16 protein-coding genes and 6 pseudogenes are annotated in these 16,173 nt (G+C 27.6%); 7 read left to right on the top strand and 15 right to left on the bottom strand.

What is annotated here, in order from left to right:
• Positions 1–9 precede the first annotated feature (9 nt).
• Together holA and ACZ1HD_RS06525 are read right to left on the bottom strand one after the other, a co-directional pair.
• Positions 10–1,011: a DNA polymerase III subunit delta gene (gene holA / locus ACZ1HD_RS06530; RefSeq protein ID WP_472688956.1), complete on the bottom strand. Its 1,002-nt coding sequence runs from the start codon at positions 1,009–1,011 to the stop codon at positions 10–12.
• Positions 1,012–1,410 carry a P-loop nucleotide/nucleoside kinase family protein gene (locus tag ACZ1HD_RS06525; protein WP_472688955.1) on the bottom strand — a complete coding sequence of 133 codons (399 nt, stop codon included), beginning with the start codon at positions 1,408–1,410 and terminating at the stop codon, positions 1,012–1,014.
• Positions 1,411–1,525: 115 nt separating this feature from the next.
• Between ACZ1HD_RS06525 and ACZ1HD_RS06520 the strand changes: the two are divergent.
• Both ACZ1HD_RS06520 and ACZ1HD_RS06515 read left to right on the top strand, forming a co-directional pair.
• Positions 1,526–1,966: pseudogene (locus tag ACZ1HD_RS06520) on the top strand (type I restriction enzyme HsdR N-terminal domain-containing protein).
• Positions 1,967–2,035: 69 nt separating this feature from the next.
• Positions 2,036–3,032 (top strand): annotated as a pseudogene (locus ACZ1HD_RS06515) (glycosyltransferase family 2 protein).
• A 3-nt stretch (positions 3,033–3,035) separates the two neighbouring features.
• On the opposite strand, the pseudogene ACZ1HD_RS06510 reads toward ACZ1HD_RS06515, so the two are convergent.
• The 10 genes and pseudogenes from ACZ1HD_RS06510 to nusB all read right to left on the bottom strand — a co-directional run bounded on the left by ACZ1HD_RS06510 (position 3,036) and on the right by nusB (position 9,519).
• A pseudogene (locus tag ACZ1HD_RS06510) lies at positions 3,036–3,652 on the bottom strand (L-threonylcarbamoyladenylate synthase).
• A gap of 70 nt (positions 3,653–3,722) precedes the next feature.
• Complete coding sequence (locus tag ACZ1HD_RS06505) at positions 3,723–4,424, bottom strand: response regulator transcription factor (protein ID WP_079738598.1); 702 nt, start codon at positions 4,422–4,424, stop codon at positions 3,723–3,725.
• Between the two features lie 15 nt (positions 4,425–4,439).
• Positions 4,440–5,096: a sensor histidine kinase gene (locus ACZ1HD_RS06500; RefSeq protein ID WP_472688954.1), complete on the bottom strand. Its 657-nt coding sequence runs from the start codon at positions 5,094–5,096 to the stop codon at positions 4,440–4,442.
• Positions 5,093–5,995, bottom strand: a complete 903-nt coding sequence (locus ACZ1HD_RS06495; protein ID WP_472688953.1) for a hypothetical protein — start codon at positions 5,993–5,995, stop codon at positions 5,093–5,095. The genes ACZ1HD_RS06500 and ACZ1HD_RS06495 overlap by 4 nt, the downstream gene beginning before the upstream one ends.
• A gap of 115 nt (positions 5,996–6,110) precedes the next feature.
• Positions 6,111–6,707 carry a dephospho-CoA kinase gene (gene coaE, locus ACZ1HD_RS06490; RefSeq protein ID WP_472688952.1) on the bottom strand — a complete coding sequence of 199 codons (597 nt, stop codon included), beginning with the start codon at positions 6,705–6,707 and terminating at the stop codon, positions 6,111–6,113.
• Between the two features lie 415 nt (positions 6,708–7,122).
• Positions 7,123–7,302, bottom strand: a complete 180-nt coding sequence (locus tag ACZ1HD_RS06485; RefSeq protein ID WP_472688951.1) for a hypothetical protein — start codon at positions 7,300–7,302, stop codon at positions 7,123–7,125.
• 43 nt (positions 7,303–7,345) lie between these two features.
• Positions 7,346–7,642, bottom strand: a complete 297-nt coding sequence (locus ACZ1HD_RS06480) for a hypothetical protein (RefSeq protein WP_472688950.1) — start codon at positions 7,640–7,642, stop codon at positions 7,346–7,348.
• Between the two features lie 103 nt (positions 7,643–7,745).
• Entirely contained in the window at positions 7,746–8,063 is a 318-nt protein-coding gene (gene yajC, locus ACZ1HD_RS06475; protein ID WP_077809010.1) for a preprotein translocase subunit YajC, read from the bottom strand.
• A gap of 5 nt (positions 8,064–8,068) precedes the next feature.
• Positions 8,069–8,530, bottom strand: a complete 462-nt coding sequence (locus tag ACZ1HD_RS06470) for a DUF1573 domain-containing protein (protein ID WP_340934188.1) — start codon at positions 8,528–8,530, stop codon at positions 8,069–8,071.
• 50 nt (positions 8,531–8,580) lie between these two features.
• Positions 8,581–9,519 (bottom strand): transcription antitermination factor NusB, encoded by a 939-nt coding sequence (nusB, locus tag ACZ1HD_RS06465; RefSeq protein ID WP_079739025.1) that lies wholly within the window; start codon positions 9,517–9,519, stop codon positions 8,581–8,583.
• Positions 9,520–9,799: 280 nt separating this feature from the next.
• Here nusB and ACZ1HD_RS06460 point away from each other — a divergent pair.
• Together ACZ1HD_RS06460 and ACZ1HD_RS06455 are read left to right on the top strand one after the other, a co-directional pair.
• A pseudogene (locus tag ACZ1HD_RS06460) lies at positions 9,800–11,552 on the top strand (ABC transporter ATP-binding protein).
• 77 nt (positions 11,553–11,629) lie between these two features.
• Positions 11,630–11,997: pseudogene (locus ACZ1HD_RS06455) on the top strand (PUR family DNA/RNA-binding protein).
• 169 nt (positions 11,998–12,166) lie between these two features.
• On the opposite strand, the gene ACZ1HD_RS06450 reads toward ACZ1HD_RS06455, so the two are convergent.
• Genes ACZ1HD_RS06450 through ACZ1HD_RS06440 form a run of 3 tightly spaced genes read right to left on the bottom strand, consistent with a single transcriptional unit; the run spans position 12,167 to position 13,665 of the window.
• A complete protein-coding gene (locus ACZ1HD_RS06450) occupies positions 12,167–12,475 on the bottom strand; it encodes a chorismate-binding protein (protein ID WP_472688949.1) in 309 nt (102 codons plus the stop codon).
• Positions 12,476–12,485: 10 nt separating this feature from the next.
• Positions 12,486–13,235 (bottom strand): chorismate-binding protein, encoded by a 750-nt coding sequence (locus ACZ1HD_RS06445; protein ID WP_472688948.1) that lies wholly within the window; start codon positions 13,233–13,235, stop codon positions 12,486–12,488.
• Between the two features lie 7 nt (positions 13,236–13,242).
• On the bottom strand, positions 13,243–13,665 hold the full coding sequence (locus ACZ1HD_RS06440; protein WP_077809006.1) for a PaaI family thioesterase: 423 nt from the start codon (positions 13,663–13,665) through the stop codon (positions 13,243–13,245).
• A gap of 71 nt (positions 13,666–13,736) precedes the next feature.
• Here ACZ1HD_RS06440 and ACZ1HD_RS06435 point away from each other — a divergent pair, with 71 nt between their 5' ends.
• The 3 genes and pseudogenes from ACZ1HD_RS06435 to ACZ1HD_RS06425 all read left to right on the top strand — a co-directional run bounded on the left by ACZ1HD_RS06435 (position 13,737) and on the right by ACZ1HD_RS06425 (position 16,152).
• On the top strand, positions 13,737–14,228 hold the full coding sequence (locus ACZ1HD_RS06435; RefSeq protein WP_079738590.1) for an IS1096 element passenger TnpR family protein: 492 nt from the start codon (positions 13,737–13,739) through the stop codon (positions 14,226–14,228).
• Between the two features lie 121 nt (positions 14,229–14,349).
• Positions 14,350–15,249 carry an ABC transporter ATP-binding protein gene (locus ACZ1HD_RS06430; protein ID WP_472688947.1) on the top strand — a complete coding sequence of 300 codons (900 nt, stop codon included), beginning with the start codon at positions 14,350–14,352 and terminating at the stop codon, positions 15,247–15,249.
• Positions 15,250–15,307: 58 nt separating this feature from the next.
• Positions 15,308–16,152 (top strand): annotated as a pseudogene (locus tag ACZ1HD_RS06425) (ABC transporter permease).
• The last annotated feature ends 21 nt before the right edge of the window (positions 16,153–16,173 follow it).

Below are 16,173 nucleotides of genomic sequence, written 5' to 3'. Positions count from 1 at the left end.
ATTTATATTTTAATGTAAAATTTTAAATAACAATTCTTTTAAAATATCATGACTTGTTTGATTTGCTCCTACTCCTTTACTTTTAACATCTGCCTCTCTTAACATAGCAATAACCTGTGCTACTTTTCGCATTGGATAATTTCTAGCTGCCAAAAAATACTCATCTACAAAATACGGATTAACACCGATTGCTTTTGCCACAGAGTTTTTTGATTTATCTTTTAAACCATGAAAAGAAAGTAGTTGCGTAAAAAAACCGTTTAATAAAGATATAGTCATTATTAAAGGATTACTTTTTGGATTTTCTGCAAAATAATTAATAATTCGATTTGCTTTTACAATATTCTTCTCTCCTACTGCTTTCCTTAACTCAAAATTATTAAAGTCTTTAGAAATACCTATATTTTCTTCGATATGCTTATCGTTAATAATTGTTGCCTCTGTTAGTACAAGCATTAATTTTTCTAATTCATTAGAAATTTTACTTAAGTCAGTACCTAAAAACTCAACTAACATTAAAGCTGCTTTTGGTTCTATTTGGTATTTTTTACCGCTTAAAACTCTACGAATCCAATCTGAAACTTGATTTTCATACAATTTTTTACTCTCGAAAATAACACCTGTTTTGGCAATCGCTTTGTGTAATTTTTTACGTTTATCTAACTTTTTATATTTATAATTTAAAACTAAAACTGTTGTTGGTTGCGGATTTTCGGCATAAGAAACTAACTTTTCTATATTTCTACTTAAGTCTTGTGCTTCTTTAATTATTAAAACCTGTCTTTCTGCCATCATTGGGTAACGTTTAGCTGCAGACACAATATCTTCTATACTTGCATCTCTACCATACATTACTTGTTGATTAAAACCTTTTTCTGCTTCATCTAATACATGTTCTTCAATATAATCAGAAATCTTATCAATATAATATGGTTCTTCTCCCATTAAAAAATAAATGGGTTTTATAGTACCGCTTTTAATATCTGATACAATGGCTTTAACTTCGTTCATTTATTCTTTTATAATTATTGCATTTTGTAATTCCTCTTCTGTTGGCGTTTCAAACCAGTTTTCCATAAATTCAAAATTAGCCTCACTAACTTCAAATTCAAAAGTAAACCCTTTATTTAAGTTTCTTTTTAATACTCTTTCTTTTCTAATTTCTTTTGAAACATCTAAAAAATGAAGTTGAAGATTAATAGAATTATCGTTGGCGAATTTTCTATATTTTTCTCTGTGTAAAAACTTAGAAAGTCCTACATCTAAAATACTATCTACACCACTATTTTCTAACTGTAATATCAAATCTTCTATTATAATTTCTGCTCTGTCAATTCTTTCTAAAAACCAATCTAAACCATCTATATCTTTCTTATCCGGAAAAAATAAAACTTTATTCCATTTATCCAAAGTAAAAATAATACCGAAGTTTCTTTTTTTAAATTACTTGCGTATGTAGATTTACCTGCGCCAGTATTACCAACTAATAAATGTATCATAACTGTTTTTTAATTACTTTTGACCGATGCAAAAACTGAACCTACCCAACTACAATTTCCGTCTCAAAAGTAACGAAAATAACATGCTTATTTTTGATATTTTAAGAAAAAATTCTTGGTACTAACACTAGAAGAATGGGTAAGACAACATTTTGTTTTATATCTTTTAGAAGAAAAAAATATCCAAAATCTCTTATTGCCTTAGAAAAACAATTAACGATAAACAATAGAAAAAAAGGACAGATATTTTAATTTTTAATACAAAAGGTGAACCAGATATTATTGTGGAATGTAAAGCGCCATCTATTAAAATTACGCAAGCTACTTTTGATCAAATTGCGAGATATAACTTAAAATTAAAAGCAAATTATTTAATTGTTACCAACGGTTTACAACATTTTTATTGTAAAATGGACTTTGAAAATGAAACTTATATTTTCTTAAAAGACATACCAGATTATATTTAGTTATTATCTTATTAGAATTAACCATTTTCTAATAGTTTTAAATAAGATTTATAACGTAAATTTGCACCCTTGAAAACAGCAATCGTCATATTAAATTGGAATGGTCAAAAACTATTAGAACAGTTTTTACCATCGGTAGTTAATTTTAGCTTAAATGAAGCAGAAGTTTATGTAGCCGATAATGCTTCTACAGATAGTTCTATTTCTTATATTAAAGAGAATTATCCGTCGGTAAAAATTATTGAAAACCCAACTAATGGCGGTTATGCAAAAGGTTATAACGATTCTTTACAAGCTATTGATGCAGATATTTATTGTTTATTAAATTCTGATGTTGAAGTAACTAAAAATTGGTTAAAACCGGTATTAGATGTTTTTAATAATGATGATAAAACAGCTATTATTCAACCTAAATTATTAGATTTTAAAAATAAAAATAAATTTGAGTATGCTGGTGCTGCTGGCGGATTTATAGATTTATACGGATACCCTTATTGTAGAGGAAGAATTTTTAATTCTCTAGAAACAGACCAAAATCAATTTGATGATACTTCAGAAATTTTTGGGCTTCGGCGCTTGTTTGTTTATTAGAGCAAATGTTTATCACAAACTTGGTGGTTTTGATGAAGATTATTTTGCACATCAAGAAGAAATAGATTTATGTTGGCGAACTCAAAACATTGGTTATAAAGTAAAATATGTTGGTGCGTCTACTGTTTATCATGTTGGCGGAGCAACTTTACAAGAAACCAATCCGCATAAAACATTTTTAAACTTTAGAAATAGTTTACTAAACGTTGTAAAAAACGTGCCTAAAAAGTGGTTTTTATTTGTAATTTTTTCTAGATTAATTTTAGACGGAATTGCAGGATTAAAGTTTTTAATCGAATTAAGACCCGTACATACTTTAGCTGTTGTAAAAGCGCATTTTAGTTTCTATAAAAATTTTTATAAATATTTAAAGAAGAGAAAGTTATTACAAAAGAAACAACAATACAATTTACATACAAGTGTTGTTTGGCAATATTTTATTTTAGGTAGAAAAAGATTTGAAAACTTAAAATAAGAATTAAAGAATATCTAAACTTCCTTTTCCTTCTCTAATTACTTCGGCTCTTCTGTTAAATCGATTACGGTAGACGCTTCATTACCGCCATAACCACCATCAATAACAACATCAACTAGATTTTGCCATTTTTCAAAAATTAACTCCGGATCTGTGGTATACTCTAACACATCATCATCATCTCTAATAGATGTAGATACAATTGGGTTGCCAAGTTCTTGCACTAAGGTTCTAATTATCGAATTATCTCGAATTCTAATACCAACCGTTTTTTTCTTTTTAAAGACTTTTGGTAAGTTTTTACTGCCTGGTAAAATAAAAGTATAAGGACCCGGCAAAGCTCTTTTAAGTATTTTAAAAGTAGCTGAATCTATTTGTTTAACGTAATCAGAAAGATGGCTTAAATCGTTACAAATAAAAGACCAATTGGCTTTTTCTAACTTGATTCCTTTTATTTGAGCAATTTTTTCTAAAGCTTTTGGTTTTGTGATATCGCAACCCAAACCATAAACCGTATCTGTAGGATAAATAACCAAACCACCAGCTTGTAAAACTTTTACAACCTTTGCAATTTCTTTTGGGTTTGGATTTTCGTTATAGATTCTTATAAATTCTGCCATAATATAAAAATACAAAAAACTCAGCTTGAAATACAAACTGAGTTATTTTATTTGGGAAGAATTTTAGAAATTAAGATTTATCTACTAATCTAAATCCTTCTCCGTGAATATTTAAAATTTCTACTTTTTCGTCTAATTTTAAGTACTTTCTTAGTTTAGCAATGTAAACATCCATACTTCTAGAAGTAAAATAGTTATCGTCTCTCCATATTTTAGTTAATGCTAATTCTCTTGGCATTAAATCGTTTTTATGAAGCGCTAACATACGCAACAATTTACTTTCTTTTGGCGATAATTTTACAGGCTCTCCATCTTTACCAATAGATAAATGACGTAATTTAGAATTGAAAAAGAAATTTCCAATTGTAAACTCAAACTGTTCGTTTTCTGTAGAATTATCTGTTTCTTTTCTTTGCAGAATAGCCTTAATTTTGTGTAATAAAACTTCCGAATCGAAAGGTTTATTTAGATAATCATCTGCACCAACTGCATAACCTTTTAAAACGTCTTCTTTAAGGGTTTTTGCAGTTAAGAAAATAATTGGCACTTCTTTATTTGTTACTCGAATATCTTGTGCTAAAGAAAAACCATCTTTACGAGGCATCATTACATCTAAAATACATAAATCGTAATCGCTGTTTTTAAACATAATTAAACCTTCTATTCCATCTTTTGCATGTGTAACGTTATAATCGTTTAATGCTAAATAATCTTTTAGAACTGTTCCAAAATTTGGATCATCTTCAACTAATAAAATCTTTTTACTTCCCATTATTATTTCTTTATTTTAAATTAAAGGTAATTTTACTGTAAATATGCTACCTTTTCCTTTCTCACTTTCCACAAAAACTGTTCCGTGGTGTTTTTCTACTATTTCTTTTACATAAGCCAAACCTAAACCATGGCCCTTAACATCGTGTATGTTTCCTTTTTGTTCTCTATAAAACTTTGTAAAAACCTGTTTCTGAACATTTTTACTCATCCCAATACCAGAATCTTTTATTTTAAACACAAAAAACTTACTTGTACTTTCTGTATAAACATCTATAATTGGTGCGCCTTCAGAATATTTAATTGCATTTTCTAACATGTTTACAACCACGTTGGTTAAATGAAATTGGTTTCCTGGTAATTCTGATACAATTGCTTTAAAATGAGTAGAAACTTTACCTTTTCTATCTTCTATTAACAAGCTAACATGTGTAATTGCGTCTTCTATAATGTCGTGTAAGTCTATGGTTTCCTTACTTAAATCTATCTGATTTTTTTCTAATCTAGATATTCTTAATACATTTTCTACTTGAGAATGCATTCTTTTATTTTCATCACGTATCATTTGCACATATCGCAAAACCTTAGAATCGTCACCCAAAATCTTAGGGTTTTTTATCGAATCTAACGCCAAATTTATTGTTGCTATTGGCGTTTTAAACTCATGCGTCATATTATTGATAAAATCAGTTTTAATCTCTGATATTTTTTCTGACGAATTAATTGATATAATGAACTTGAAAAAGCAATAATTATAATGAATATAAAAAACAACGACAGCAATAGTATATTAGAAATTCCTGCCAAAATATGATCATTTTTATCAGGAAAGGTAACATGTAAATTATAAGTTGTGTTTCCTAAAGGATCAAAAAACAACGGATATTTAAAACTATCTTTTGTATCGATTGTGTAATAACCAGATTTTAATTTTGTTGCCAAACCATCAGAACCATAAACACCATATTTAAAATCTAATACAATGTTTCTTTTAACAAGTTCTTCTTTTATAATTGCATTTAAATCTTTATTACTTAAACGTTGGTGAATTAATTTTCTATTATTAACAAAATTTAAAATTTCTATAGTCTGTAATCTATCAAACTCTGTGTATCTTCTTGTAAAAGAAAACCTTTGTTCGTCTAACTTCGGAAATAATTCATCTGGACTTTTAATTAAAGATAATTTAGAAAAATCTGTTCTACCTGTAACTCTCTTATAAATAATAGAATCGTGATTTAAAAAATCTGATGTTAACTTAAAATTTTCTTCTAAAAAAGTACCACCAACTGTAATTTTAGTGTTTGTTGATGTATCTATTTGCTGAATTAAATGTTGCTTCAATTCGGCTGTTCCAGCCAATCCTTCTTTAGAAATTATTTCGTTAATTTTTTTCTGAAAAGTAGAAATTTCTTTTTCGTTAATTCTCTCGGTTGCAGCACCCAAAGATTTTTGCACATCATTTTTAAATTGTGCTTGTTTACTTTCTAGCGCATTGTTAATCCAATAGAGTTGTACAGCAATAATTCCTATCAAGGAAATACTCATTAAAACAACAATAAGAATAAACATTTTTTTACGCATAAATCAAATTTACTACTTTCAAAAGTTGTAGTTATCGATTTTAACCTAAATTAACTGTTTTATTAGAACTTTAAGACTTATTTAACAGAACTGATAGGGTTCCTTAAATTGAGCATTGCTTTTTTGTTAAAATATTATGAATCTGTTCAACCAAAATCTTGGTATTTTTAACACTATAATTATCAACAACATAGTTAGATAAAAGCATTTTTTTATTGTCTTTCCATTGACTATTTATTCTGTTTAACACTTCTTTTCTAGTAGTATTATCTCTTTTTATAATTCTATTGATTCTTTCTTCTAAATCAGTATAAACAGTAATTATAAAATCGAATTGATTTTGAGTATTATTTTCGAATAAAATTGCACTTTCATACACAATGTAATCTTTATCAGAGTTATTTGCTACAAATTTTTTAAAATGATTTTTAACTTCTGGATGCACAATATTGTTAAGAACCTTTAACTTTTCTTTATCTTTAAATACAATATTTGCTAAAAATTCTCTATTTAAAACTGCATTTTTAAACACATCTTCACCAAAAAATTTAATAAGATTTTCTTTGATAACTTTTGATGTGTTCATTAACTGTTTTGCTTCTATATCTGCTATATATATTGCAACTGTAGAAAACTCATTAAACATTTTAGCCACTGTAGATTTTCCACTTCCTATACCTCCTGTTAAGCCAATTATCATCTTATTTCTGAATTAAAAAATCTATTTTTTTTGGTGTTATCTTGTAACCTTTAATTACTGATGGTTTATGCACTAATTTAGGGATTAGATATCCTAAATTACTTGCAATTGTTTCGCTGTAATCACATTCTATTTTAATTACGCTTTTATTAATTTTATTAAAACTAGAAAGACCAACAACATAAGTAAATTCTACTTCTTTAGAAAGCGTATTTATTACAACTCCTTCGGTACATTAATAATTTTATATTCAATATTTAAAGACCCTTCAGTAAACTTTTCTACTTTTCCGAAACAGTAATTTTATTGGTTTTAAATTTTAAATTTTTGTAATTTTCTTTAGGTTTTATTGATAGTTGTTTGGTAAAATCAACTTTTAAGTCTTGCAAAAATAAAGGTTCAAGTTCTACATTGTTCAATTTTGACAACAGCATTTCGGACCGGAAACAGTAATACTATCTGGTGCAATTTTAACTTCTTCAGAAAGATCATATCCAACATGAAAATTTAATTTTAAATTGGGTTTTACGGCTATTTTCTTTGAAACTAAACTACCAACATCTAAAAACACTGTGTCTTTTACAATTTCTTGCAATTCTATACCGGAAGGTAATTGTTTCGCTATATTTTTTTGTTGCTTATTTAAAAGTAAAAAATGTTTGGTGCCTTTTTTTAATCAATGAGCTAGCATCAATAACAATTGTTTTTGCGTTAAACCTAGTTCTAAGAATCTTAAAACCATTTGCTTTTACTAAAACTTCTAACTCTTTGGTTGGTGTAGCTTGAAGTAATTTATTTTGAGAAATATTACTATAATCTACCGGAAAAACAATAGATGTATTATACTCTTTAGAAAATGTAATTAAAAGCCAAATTAGTAAAGAAACTAAAAGGAAACTAATAAATGTTTTGGGTATTTTCTTTGTTGTTTTCAATAGAAATTTTTTGTTACTGCAATCTACACAAAAGCGTACAAACAAAAAAGTGAGTATTATCTAATTTAGACAATACTCACTTTAAATTATTTGTTAAGCAAAATTATTTTTTAGCAGGTGCTGCGTATTTTTTACTTAATTCCATAGAAATTGCAGAACGTTCGAATTTAATTTTTCCTGCTCCTGTTTCTATAGTTATTGTATTATCTGTATTATTTACATCTGTAATTTTACCGTGTATACCACTAGAAGTAATCACTTTTGTACCAGTTTTAATTTCTGCTTGAAAAGCTTTTTCTTTTTTCTGACGATTCATTTGTGGTCTTATCATAAAAAAATATAAGACTAAAATCATTGCAGCAAATGGTAACATACTAGCCAAACTACCAGAATCTAATTGTAATAAAATTGAGTTAAACATTATGATTATTTAGCTTTAGGTGTAACAGAACCTCTTAATGTTAAAACTTCTCTACCAGATTCTGTGTTTGTAGTTAAAGTTACAGTTTTCATTTGTCTGTTTGGTTTACCATTTGTGTTAAACTTAACAGCAACTTCACCAGTTTCTCCTGGCTTAATTGGTGCTTTTGGCCACACAGGAACCGTACAACCACAAGAACCAGTTGCGTTTGTAATAACTAAATCTGTTTTACCGGAGTTTGTTACTTTAAATACAGTTTCTACAATATCCCCTTCGTTTACAGTACCAAAATCGTACTCTTTTTTGTCTAAAGAAATTGTAGCTACTCCTTTTTTAATTTCTGCATCTCTAGATTTTGCATTATCTAAGTTAGCTTTGTTAATTTTTGTTGTTGCACTTCCGCTATCGCAAGAAACCATAAAAGTTGATGCTATTAAAAGTGCGAATAAGAATGATATTTTTTTCATTGTAAATCTATTTTTTGTAAAATTAATAAAATATTTTGTGTTTACATATTTTAAATAAGTCCTCTACCTATTTTAACAATTTTGTTATTTGCTATAAACTCTTTAGAAATCTTATCTAAAACTCCGTTTATAAAATAACTACTTTTAGTTGTAGAATAGTCTTTAGAAATTTCTATGTACTCGTTAATTGAAACTCTAGTTGGTATCGACGGAAAGTTAAAAAACTCTGCAATAGACATTTGTAAAAGAATCATATCTATTTCTGCAATTCTATCAGACTCCCAATTAGGTGTCTTATCCTCTATAATTTGCTTATACTCTGCTTGTTTTAAAACTGTTTTTCTAAAAAGCTTAGACACAAACTCTTCGTCATCTTTATCTTTATATAAAGAACCTAAAACAAACAATCCGTTTGCTTTTTGTTTGCTTAAAGTTTTAACAACCCAAGTATTTACAAAAGGAATATCATCTACCCAAGAAATCATTTCATCTTCATAAAACTCTGCTAACTTCTCATTTGGTGCAATAATTTCTTTAAAGAAATCGATAACAAAAGCTTTGTCTATTTTAAAAGAATCTTCTTCTGTAGCAATATATTTTTTATACAAATCGCTGTTTTGAAGTTCTTCGAAAATAATCTTTACATACTCATCGTTGTCTTCCCAATGTTTTAGGTTATTTAATTCTAAATATCCTTCTACACTTACACTTTCGGCAATAATATTAATTACCTTATTGTCTATAAATTTTGTGTTTGGTTTTAAATCTGCTTCTGTAGCAAGAATTTTCTTTTTAGAAAGTGCAATTTTCTTTGCAGCTAATTTTTGTACTTCTACTAATAGCTGCATGTTTAACACATATAAATCAAACATTTTTAAAACACTGTGTTTTAAGAATTTTTCTTCTCTAATAATGTCATCATTATGAGACTGCAACATTGCGTATACAGATTGCATTACTTTAACTCGAATATGTCTTCTGTTAATCATTTTTTCTAAAGAACTTTTATGAAATAAAACACGATGGTTTTGGTTTTTAACGAGCCACAAAAATAATATTATTTTACTTCTAAATACACATCTATTTTAATTTCTTTTTTCAATTTATTATATCAAGATTCCAAAGGCAAAAAAAGCAGTAAATTATTTATAAAAATGTATCTTCGTACTTCATTAAAAAGTACTTCTTATTTGTATTTCTTTTAACATTAATTAAATAAATACAATTGCAATAAGTAGTATTTTTATCTCTAAAACTTCAAATTAAAAATTGAAAGCTCTAAAATATATAAATAAGTACTTTATAAAGTATAAATGGCGTTTATTAATTGGTATTTTAATTACCATTTTATCTAAATTACTTGCACTTAAGGTTCCGCAAATTGTTGGCGATTCTTTAAATATTGTAGAAGATTACCAAAACGGAACAATTACCGATATCGAACTTGTAAAACATCAACTTTTAATTAATGTATTGATAATTATTGGTGTAGCAATTTTAGCTGGTTTTTTTACTTTTTTAATGAGACAAACCATTATTGTAACTTCTAGGTTAATAGAGTTCGATTTAAAAAACGAAATCTATCAACAATACCAACGCTTATCTTTAAATTTTTACAAAAAAAATAGAACAGGAGATTTAATGAATAGAATTTCTGAAGATGTTTCTAAAGTAAGAATGTACGTTGGTCCTGCAGTAATGTATAGCATGAATATGATTGTTTTGCTTGTAGTTGGTTTTACTCAAATGATAAATATTGATGTAAAACTAACCATGTATACATTAATACCTTTCCCTGTTTTATCAATTTCTATTTTCGTTTTAAGTAAAGTAATTCACAAAAGAAGTAGTATCGTACAAGAATATTTATCAAAATTAACCACTTTTAATCAAGAGTTTTTCTCCGGAATTGGTGTGGTAAAATCTTACGGAATAGAAAAATCTATTATCAAAGATTTTGATGAAATTGCTGATAAAAGCAAAGAGAAAAACATTCATTTACAACAAGCAAATGCACTTTTTTCCTTTGATGGTACTTCTTATTGGTTTAAGCAATATTATTGTTATTTACATTGGTGGGCAACAATATATAAATGATGAAATTCAAATTGGTACAATTATAGAATTTATGCTCTATGTAAATATTTTAACTTGGCCTGTTGCAGTAATAGGTTGGGTAACTTCTATGATACAACAAGCAGAAGCTTCGCAAGTTCGAATTAACGAGTTTTTAGAACAAGTGCCAGATATTGAGAATAATAACACAAAACCAACAGTTTTAAACGGTAAAGTAGAATTTAAAGACGTAACCTTTACATATGAAGACACAAATATTACGGCATTAAAAAATATTAATTTTACCGCAGAACCTGGTGAAACAATCGCTATTTTAGGTAAAACCGGTTCTGGAAAATCTACAATTATAGAGCTTATTGCAAGATTATACGACACAAAAGAAGGTTTAATTTTAATTGATAATAAACCAATTGAACAAGCAAACCTAAATGATGTTAGAAATCAAATTGGTTTTGTGCCACAAGATCCGTTTTTGTTTTCTGAAAGTATTGGTAACAATATTAAATTCGGAAAAGAAGATGCAACAGAAGAACAAATTATACAAGCTGCAAAAGATGCGGATGTTCATAAAAATATTATCGATTTCCCGAACAAGTATGATACTGTTTTAGGAGAAAGAGGTGTAACATTATCCGGAGGACAAAAACAAAGAGTTTCAATTGCAAGAGCAATTATTAAGAATCCTAAAATTTTAATTTTTGATGATTGTTTGTCTGCAGTAGACACAGAAACTGAAGAAAAAATACTAACAAATTTAAAAAGAGTTTCTAAAAACAAAACCACTTTTATTATTAGTCATAGAGTTTCTTCTGCTAAAAATGCTGATAAAATAATTGTGTTAGACGATGGTAAAATTAGTCAACAAGGTACTCATAATCAATTAATAACAGAAAAAGGCTATTACAAAGATTTATATGAACAACAACTTTTAGAAAAAGAAAATTAATCTTTAACATTGCTAAGTAAAATATTTTATTAGATTTGTTACTAATAATAAACTACATAACTACTATTTAAAAGAACATGGCAGAGAGAGTTGAACAGGAAGAAATTTTTTCACAGGTATTAAGAGCAGGAAGAAGAACGTATTTTTTGATGTAAGAGCAACAAAAGCAGACGATTATTATTTAACGGTAACAGAAAGTAAAAAGTTTACTCACGATGACGGAACTTTTCATTACCAAAAACATAAAATTTATTTATATAAAGAAGATTTTACAGATTTTCATGAAATGCTAAAAAAAGCAACAGATTATATAATAAATGAAAAAGGAGATGAAGTAATTAGTGAGCGTCATCAGAAAGATTTTAAGAAAGAAGAGCCTAAAACTACTACAGAAGAAACTGCTTCTACAGAAAGTTTTACAGACATTTCTTTCGATGATATATAAGTTTATTCAAAAAATTTGCTTAAATTTAACAACTCAAAAGAAATAGATAATAAATAAAGAGTAATTAATCTCTTATTACATTATATACAATTTCAATTCAAATTCAAATTTTACACAAAAATTAAAAAACCGCAAATTTACTATTTGCGGTTTTTTTATATTTATATTTTTAGTTTAAAACACGTTTCATGGTTTTAGATTTCGAAACTGTTTCCTCCCACTCTTTTTCTGCGATACTATCTTTTGTAATTCCGCCACCAACATAAATATAAGCTGTATTTTCTTTAATTTTCATACATCTTAAGTTAACAAATAAAGCTGTTTCTCGAATTGCTGTTTTAGAAACATTAAAGTTTAACTCACCTAAAAAACCTGTATAAAATGTTCTGCTATAACCTTCATTAGAATCTATAAAATTACTAGCTAAATTTCGAGGTAAACCACAAACCGCAGGTGTTGGATGTAAAGCTCTAATCAATTCTTTTAAATTAGATTTTTCGCTTAGAATTCCGAGATACTTTAGTTCTTAAATGCAAAAGACTTCCAGCGTTAATTGTTTCTGTTTTATCAATAATTAAATTATTAGAAATTGGTTGTAATTGTGTTTCTATAAAATTAGTTACCAATTGCTGCTCTTCTAATTCTTTAGACTTCCAAATTATGTCTTTTTTGTTGATATTTACTTGAGTGCCTGCTAAAGACATTGTTTTAAAATTAGTGCCTTTTAAGTTTAATAACGTTTCTGGTGTAGCACCGAACCACAAACCAATTTCCAGGTGAAACCAAACATAAACAAATGCATTTTTGTAGGTTGATAGCAATGTTTTGTAAATCTCTAAAATGTTTACAGGATTTAATTTCACAAGTTCTTCTCTAGAAATAACAACCTTTTGTAAATTACTAGTTTTTATAGTTTCTACAGCTTTATCTACAATATTTATGTGTTTGTCCCTAACAGAATCAACTAAACTAGTTGCTATATCATCTCTTAGAGATTTTTCTTGTGTATCTATGTTTTCAGAAATAATTAAAGCTTTTTTATCAGAAAATAAAATTGCCTTTTCTTCTTTTTTATAAGGCGCAAAAACAAAACCACTTTCTGTAAATTCTGATGTAAATTCTAAACTATTATCTTTTAGCAAAAAAGCAGTAACCAAACTTTTGTTCGGTTTTCTGTATGCAACAAAAGGCAAATTATTAGAAAAATGTTTAGCAATTGTATCGAGTAAATTATTCAAATTGAAATTATTTTTTACGAATATCTAGAACTATGTTTGTCATTTTAGCAACAGAAATTAAAGCATCGTTTTCATCAACAATTTTCACTTCCCAAAGATGTGTTGTTTTACCTTTGTGAATATTTTTAGCTGTTGCGTAAACCATACCTTCTCTTTTACTTTTTATATGATTTATAGACAATTGAATTCCGTTAATAAATTGAGTTTTATTATCAATAAAAAAGTTAGAAGCTGCACTACCAACACTTTCTGCTAACGCGGCAGTTGCCCCACCATGAAGCTGCCCATAAGGTTGATGTACATTAGAATTTACTGGCATTTTGGCTGTTAAAAAATCGTCTCCAACAGCAACATATTCAATATCAAGAGTTTCCATTAACGTGTTTTTAGAACGCTCGTTAAATGATTTTAAAATACTTGTTTTATCCATAATCTATTATTAATTATGTAAAAATACGTATAAAAAATTGTATTTTTGCAACTGAAAAGTTAAACCATTCTATGTACAAAATACGCGTAATTTTAGACACTAAAGAAGACATTTTAAGAACAATAATTGTAAGTAATTCTTTTAATTTAGAAGATTTACATTTTACAATTGCAAAATCTTTTGGTTTTGAAGGGCAAGAAATGGCGTCTTTTTATAGAACGGATGACGAATGGAATCAAGGAGAAGAAATCCCGTTATTTAACATGGCAGAAGCCGGTGAAGGTATTTCGATGCAAACATGTGTTTTAAAAGAAACATTACCTAATGTTAATGACAAGCTTATTTATGTTTACGACTTTTTAAATATGTGGACTTTTTATGTTGATGTTGTAGATATTTCTTCGGATGAAAAACAAGATTTACCACAAACTATATTATCTGTAGGAGAAATTCCAAAAGAAGCACCAGAAAAAGAATTTGTGGCAGAAAAATTAGATTCAGAATTTGATGAAGATGAAGATGATTTTGATCCTTTTGATGATTTTGATTTCAACGAATATTAATATCCTATTATTCAAAAACTCTCAAATCACTTAAAATAAGCAATTTAAATAAATACCTTTTTTTAAGTAACAAAATTGTAAATTAGTCGTCTTACTATCATAACCGACTAAATTCAACTTTTTGGAAACTATCTTATCTTTAAAAAACCTCGATAAAAAATACGGAACCGTACACGCAGTAAACAATCTTTCTTTTGATATTAAAAAAGGAAATGTATACGGAATCTTAGGTCCCAACGGAAGTGGAAAATCTACCACTTTAGGAATTATTTTAAATGTAGTTAATAGAACTTACGGAGAATTTTCTTGGTTCGACGGAAAATTATCTACGCACGAAGCCTTAAAAAAAGTTGGTGCAATTATAGAGAGACCTAATTTTTATCCTTACATGACGGCTGTACAAAACTTAAAATTGATTTGTACTATCAAAGGAATTTCAACAGATAAAATAGACGAGAAACTTAAAACTGTAAATCTTTTCGAGAGAAGAAATAGCAAGTTTAAAACATTTTCTTTAGGTATGAAACAACGTTTAGCAATTGCATCTGCTTTGCTAAATGATCCAGAAATTTTAATTTTAGACGAACCAACAAATGGTTTAGATCCACAAGGAATTCATGAAATTAGACAAATAATCAATAAAATTGCTAGTACAGGTACAACAATTTTATTAGCATCGCACTTACTTGACGAAGTAGAAAAAGTTTGCTCGCATGTTGTTGTAATAAGAAAAGGAGTAAAACTTTATAGCGGTAGAGTTGATGAAATGACCGCTTCTAACGGTTTATTTGAATTAAAAGTTGAAGATGATGAAGCAAAATTACTTTTAGAATTAGAAAATCATCCTTCTATAAATAAGGTAACAAAAGAGCACGAAACTATTATCGCTACTTTAAACGATGCTATTTCTGCAACAACATTAAATACTTTTCTATTCGAAAAAGGAATAACTTTAAGTCATTTAGTGAAACGTAAGCCAAGTTTAGAACAGCAATTTTTAGATTTAACAAACAACAACTAATTCATTGTTTTAGCAGCGTTTTAAAACATTCATCAACTTTCAAAAAACACCAAACATCATGTTAAGATTATTAACTATAGAGTTTCATAAATTAAAACATAATAAAGCTAGTAAAGTACTTTCACTTATCTATTTTGGCCTTTTAACTTGCATTGCATTAATTGCTGCAATTAAGTTTGATATTGGTCCAATAAAATTTCATTTGGCAGAAATAGGAATTTTTAATTTCCCATACATTTGGCATTTTAACACCTACATTGCTGCAATTTTAAAGTTCTTTTTACTCTTAGTTATTGTGTCTATGATGGCAAATGAGTACAGTTACAAAACTTTAAAACAAAATTTAATTGATGGTTTAAGTAAAAAAGAATTTATACTATCTAAATTTTATACAGTAATTGTTTTTGCTTTTGTTTCAACTGTATTCGTATTCTTTGTCTCTTTAGTATTAGGTTTAATTTATTCTGATTATAATGAATTGACAATTATAACTTCTGATTTACAATATTTATTAGCCTTTTTTATCAAGTTAGTAGCCTTCTTTTCTATGGGGTTATTCTTCGGAATTTTAGTAAAAAGATCTGCATTTGCAGTTGGAGCAATGGTTGTTTGGTTATTTGTAGAAAGCATGTTTAAAGGATATTTATTCGGACTTTTAAAGATTCTGAAAACACAAGCGAAAAAGTAGATAGCGTAATGCAGTTTTTACCTTTCGAATCTATGGCAAATTTAATAAAAGAACCTTTTACTAGATTAGGGGCTGTTAGGTCTGTAGCAAACCAAATAGGAGAAACCTTTACAAAAAGTTACACTGTAGATTTTTCTGCAGTTGTAATTGCTTCTGTATGGACTTTTATTTTTATTTATTTATCTTTTACATTGTTAAAAAAGAGAGATTTGTAGTACATTTTAAATATATTTGAT

It is taken from the genome of Polaribacter sp. HA6-7 (assembly GCF_055693625.1).
This window is presented reverse-complemented; position numbering and strand designations above follow the sequence as displayed.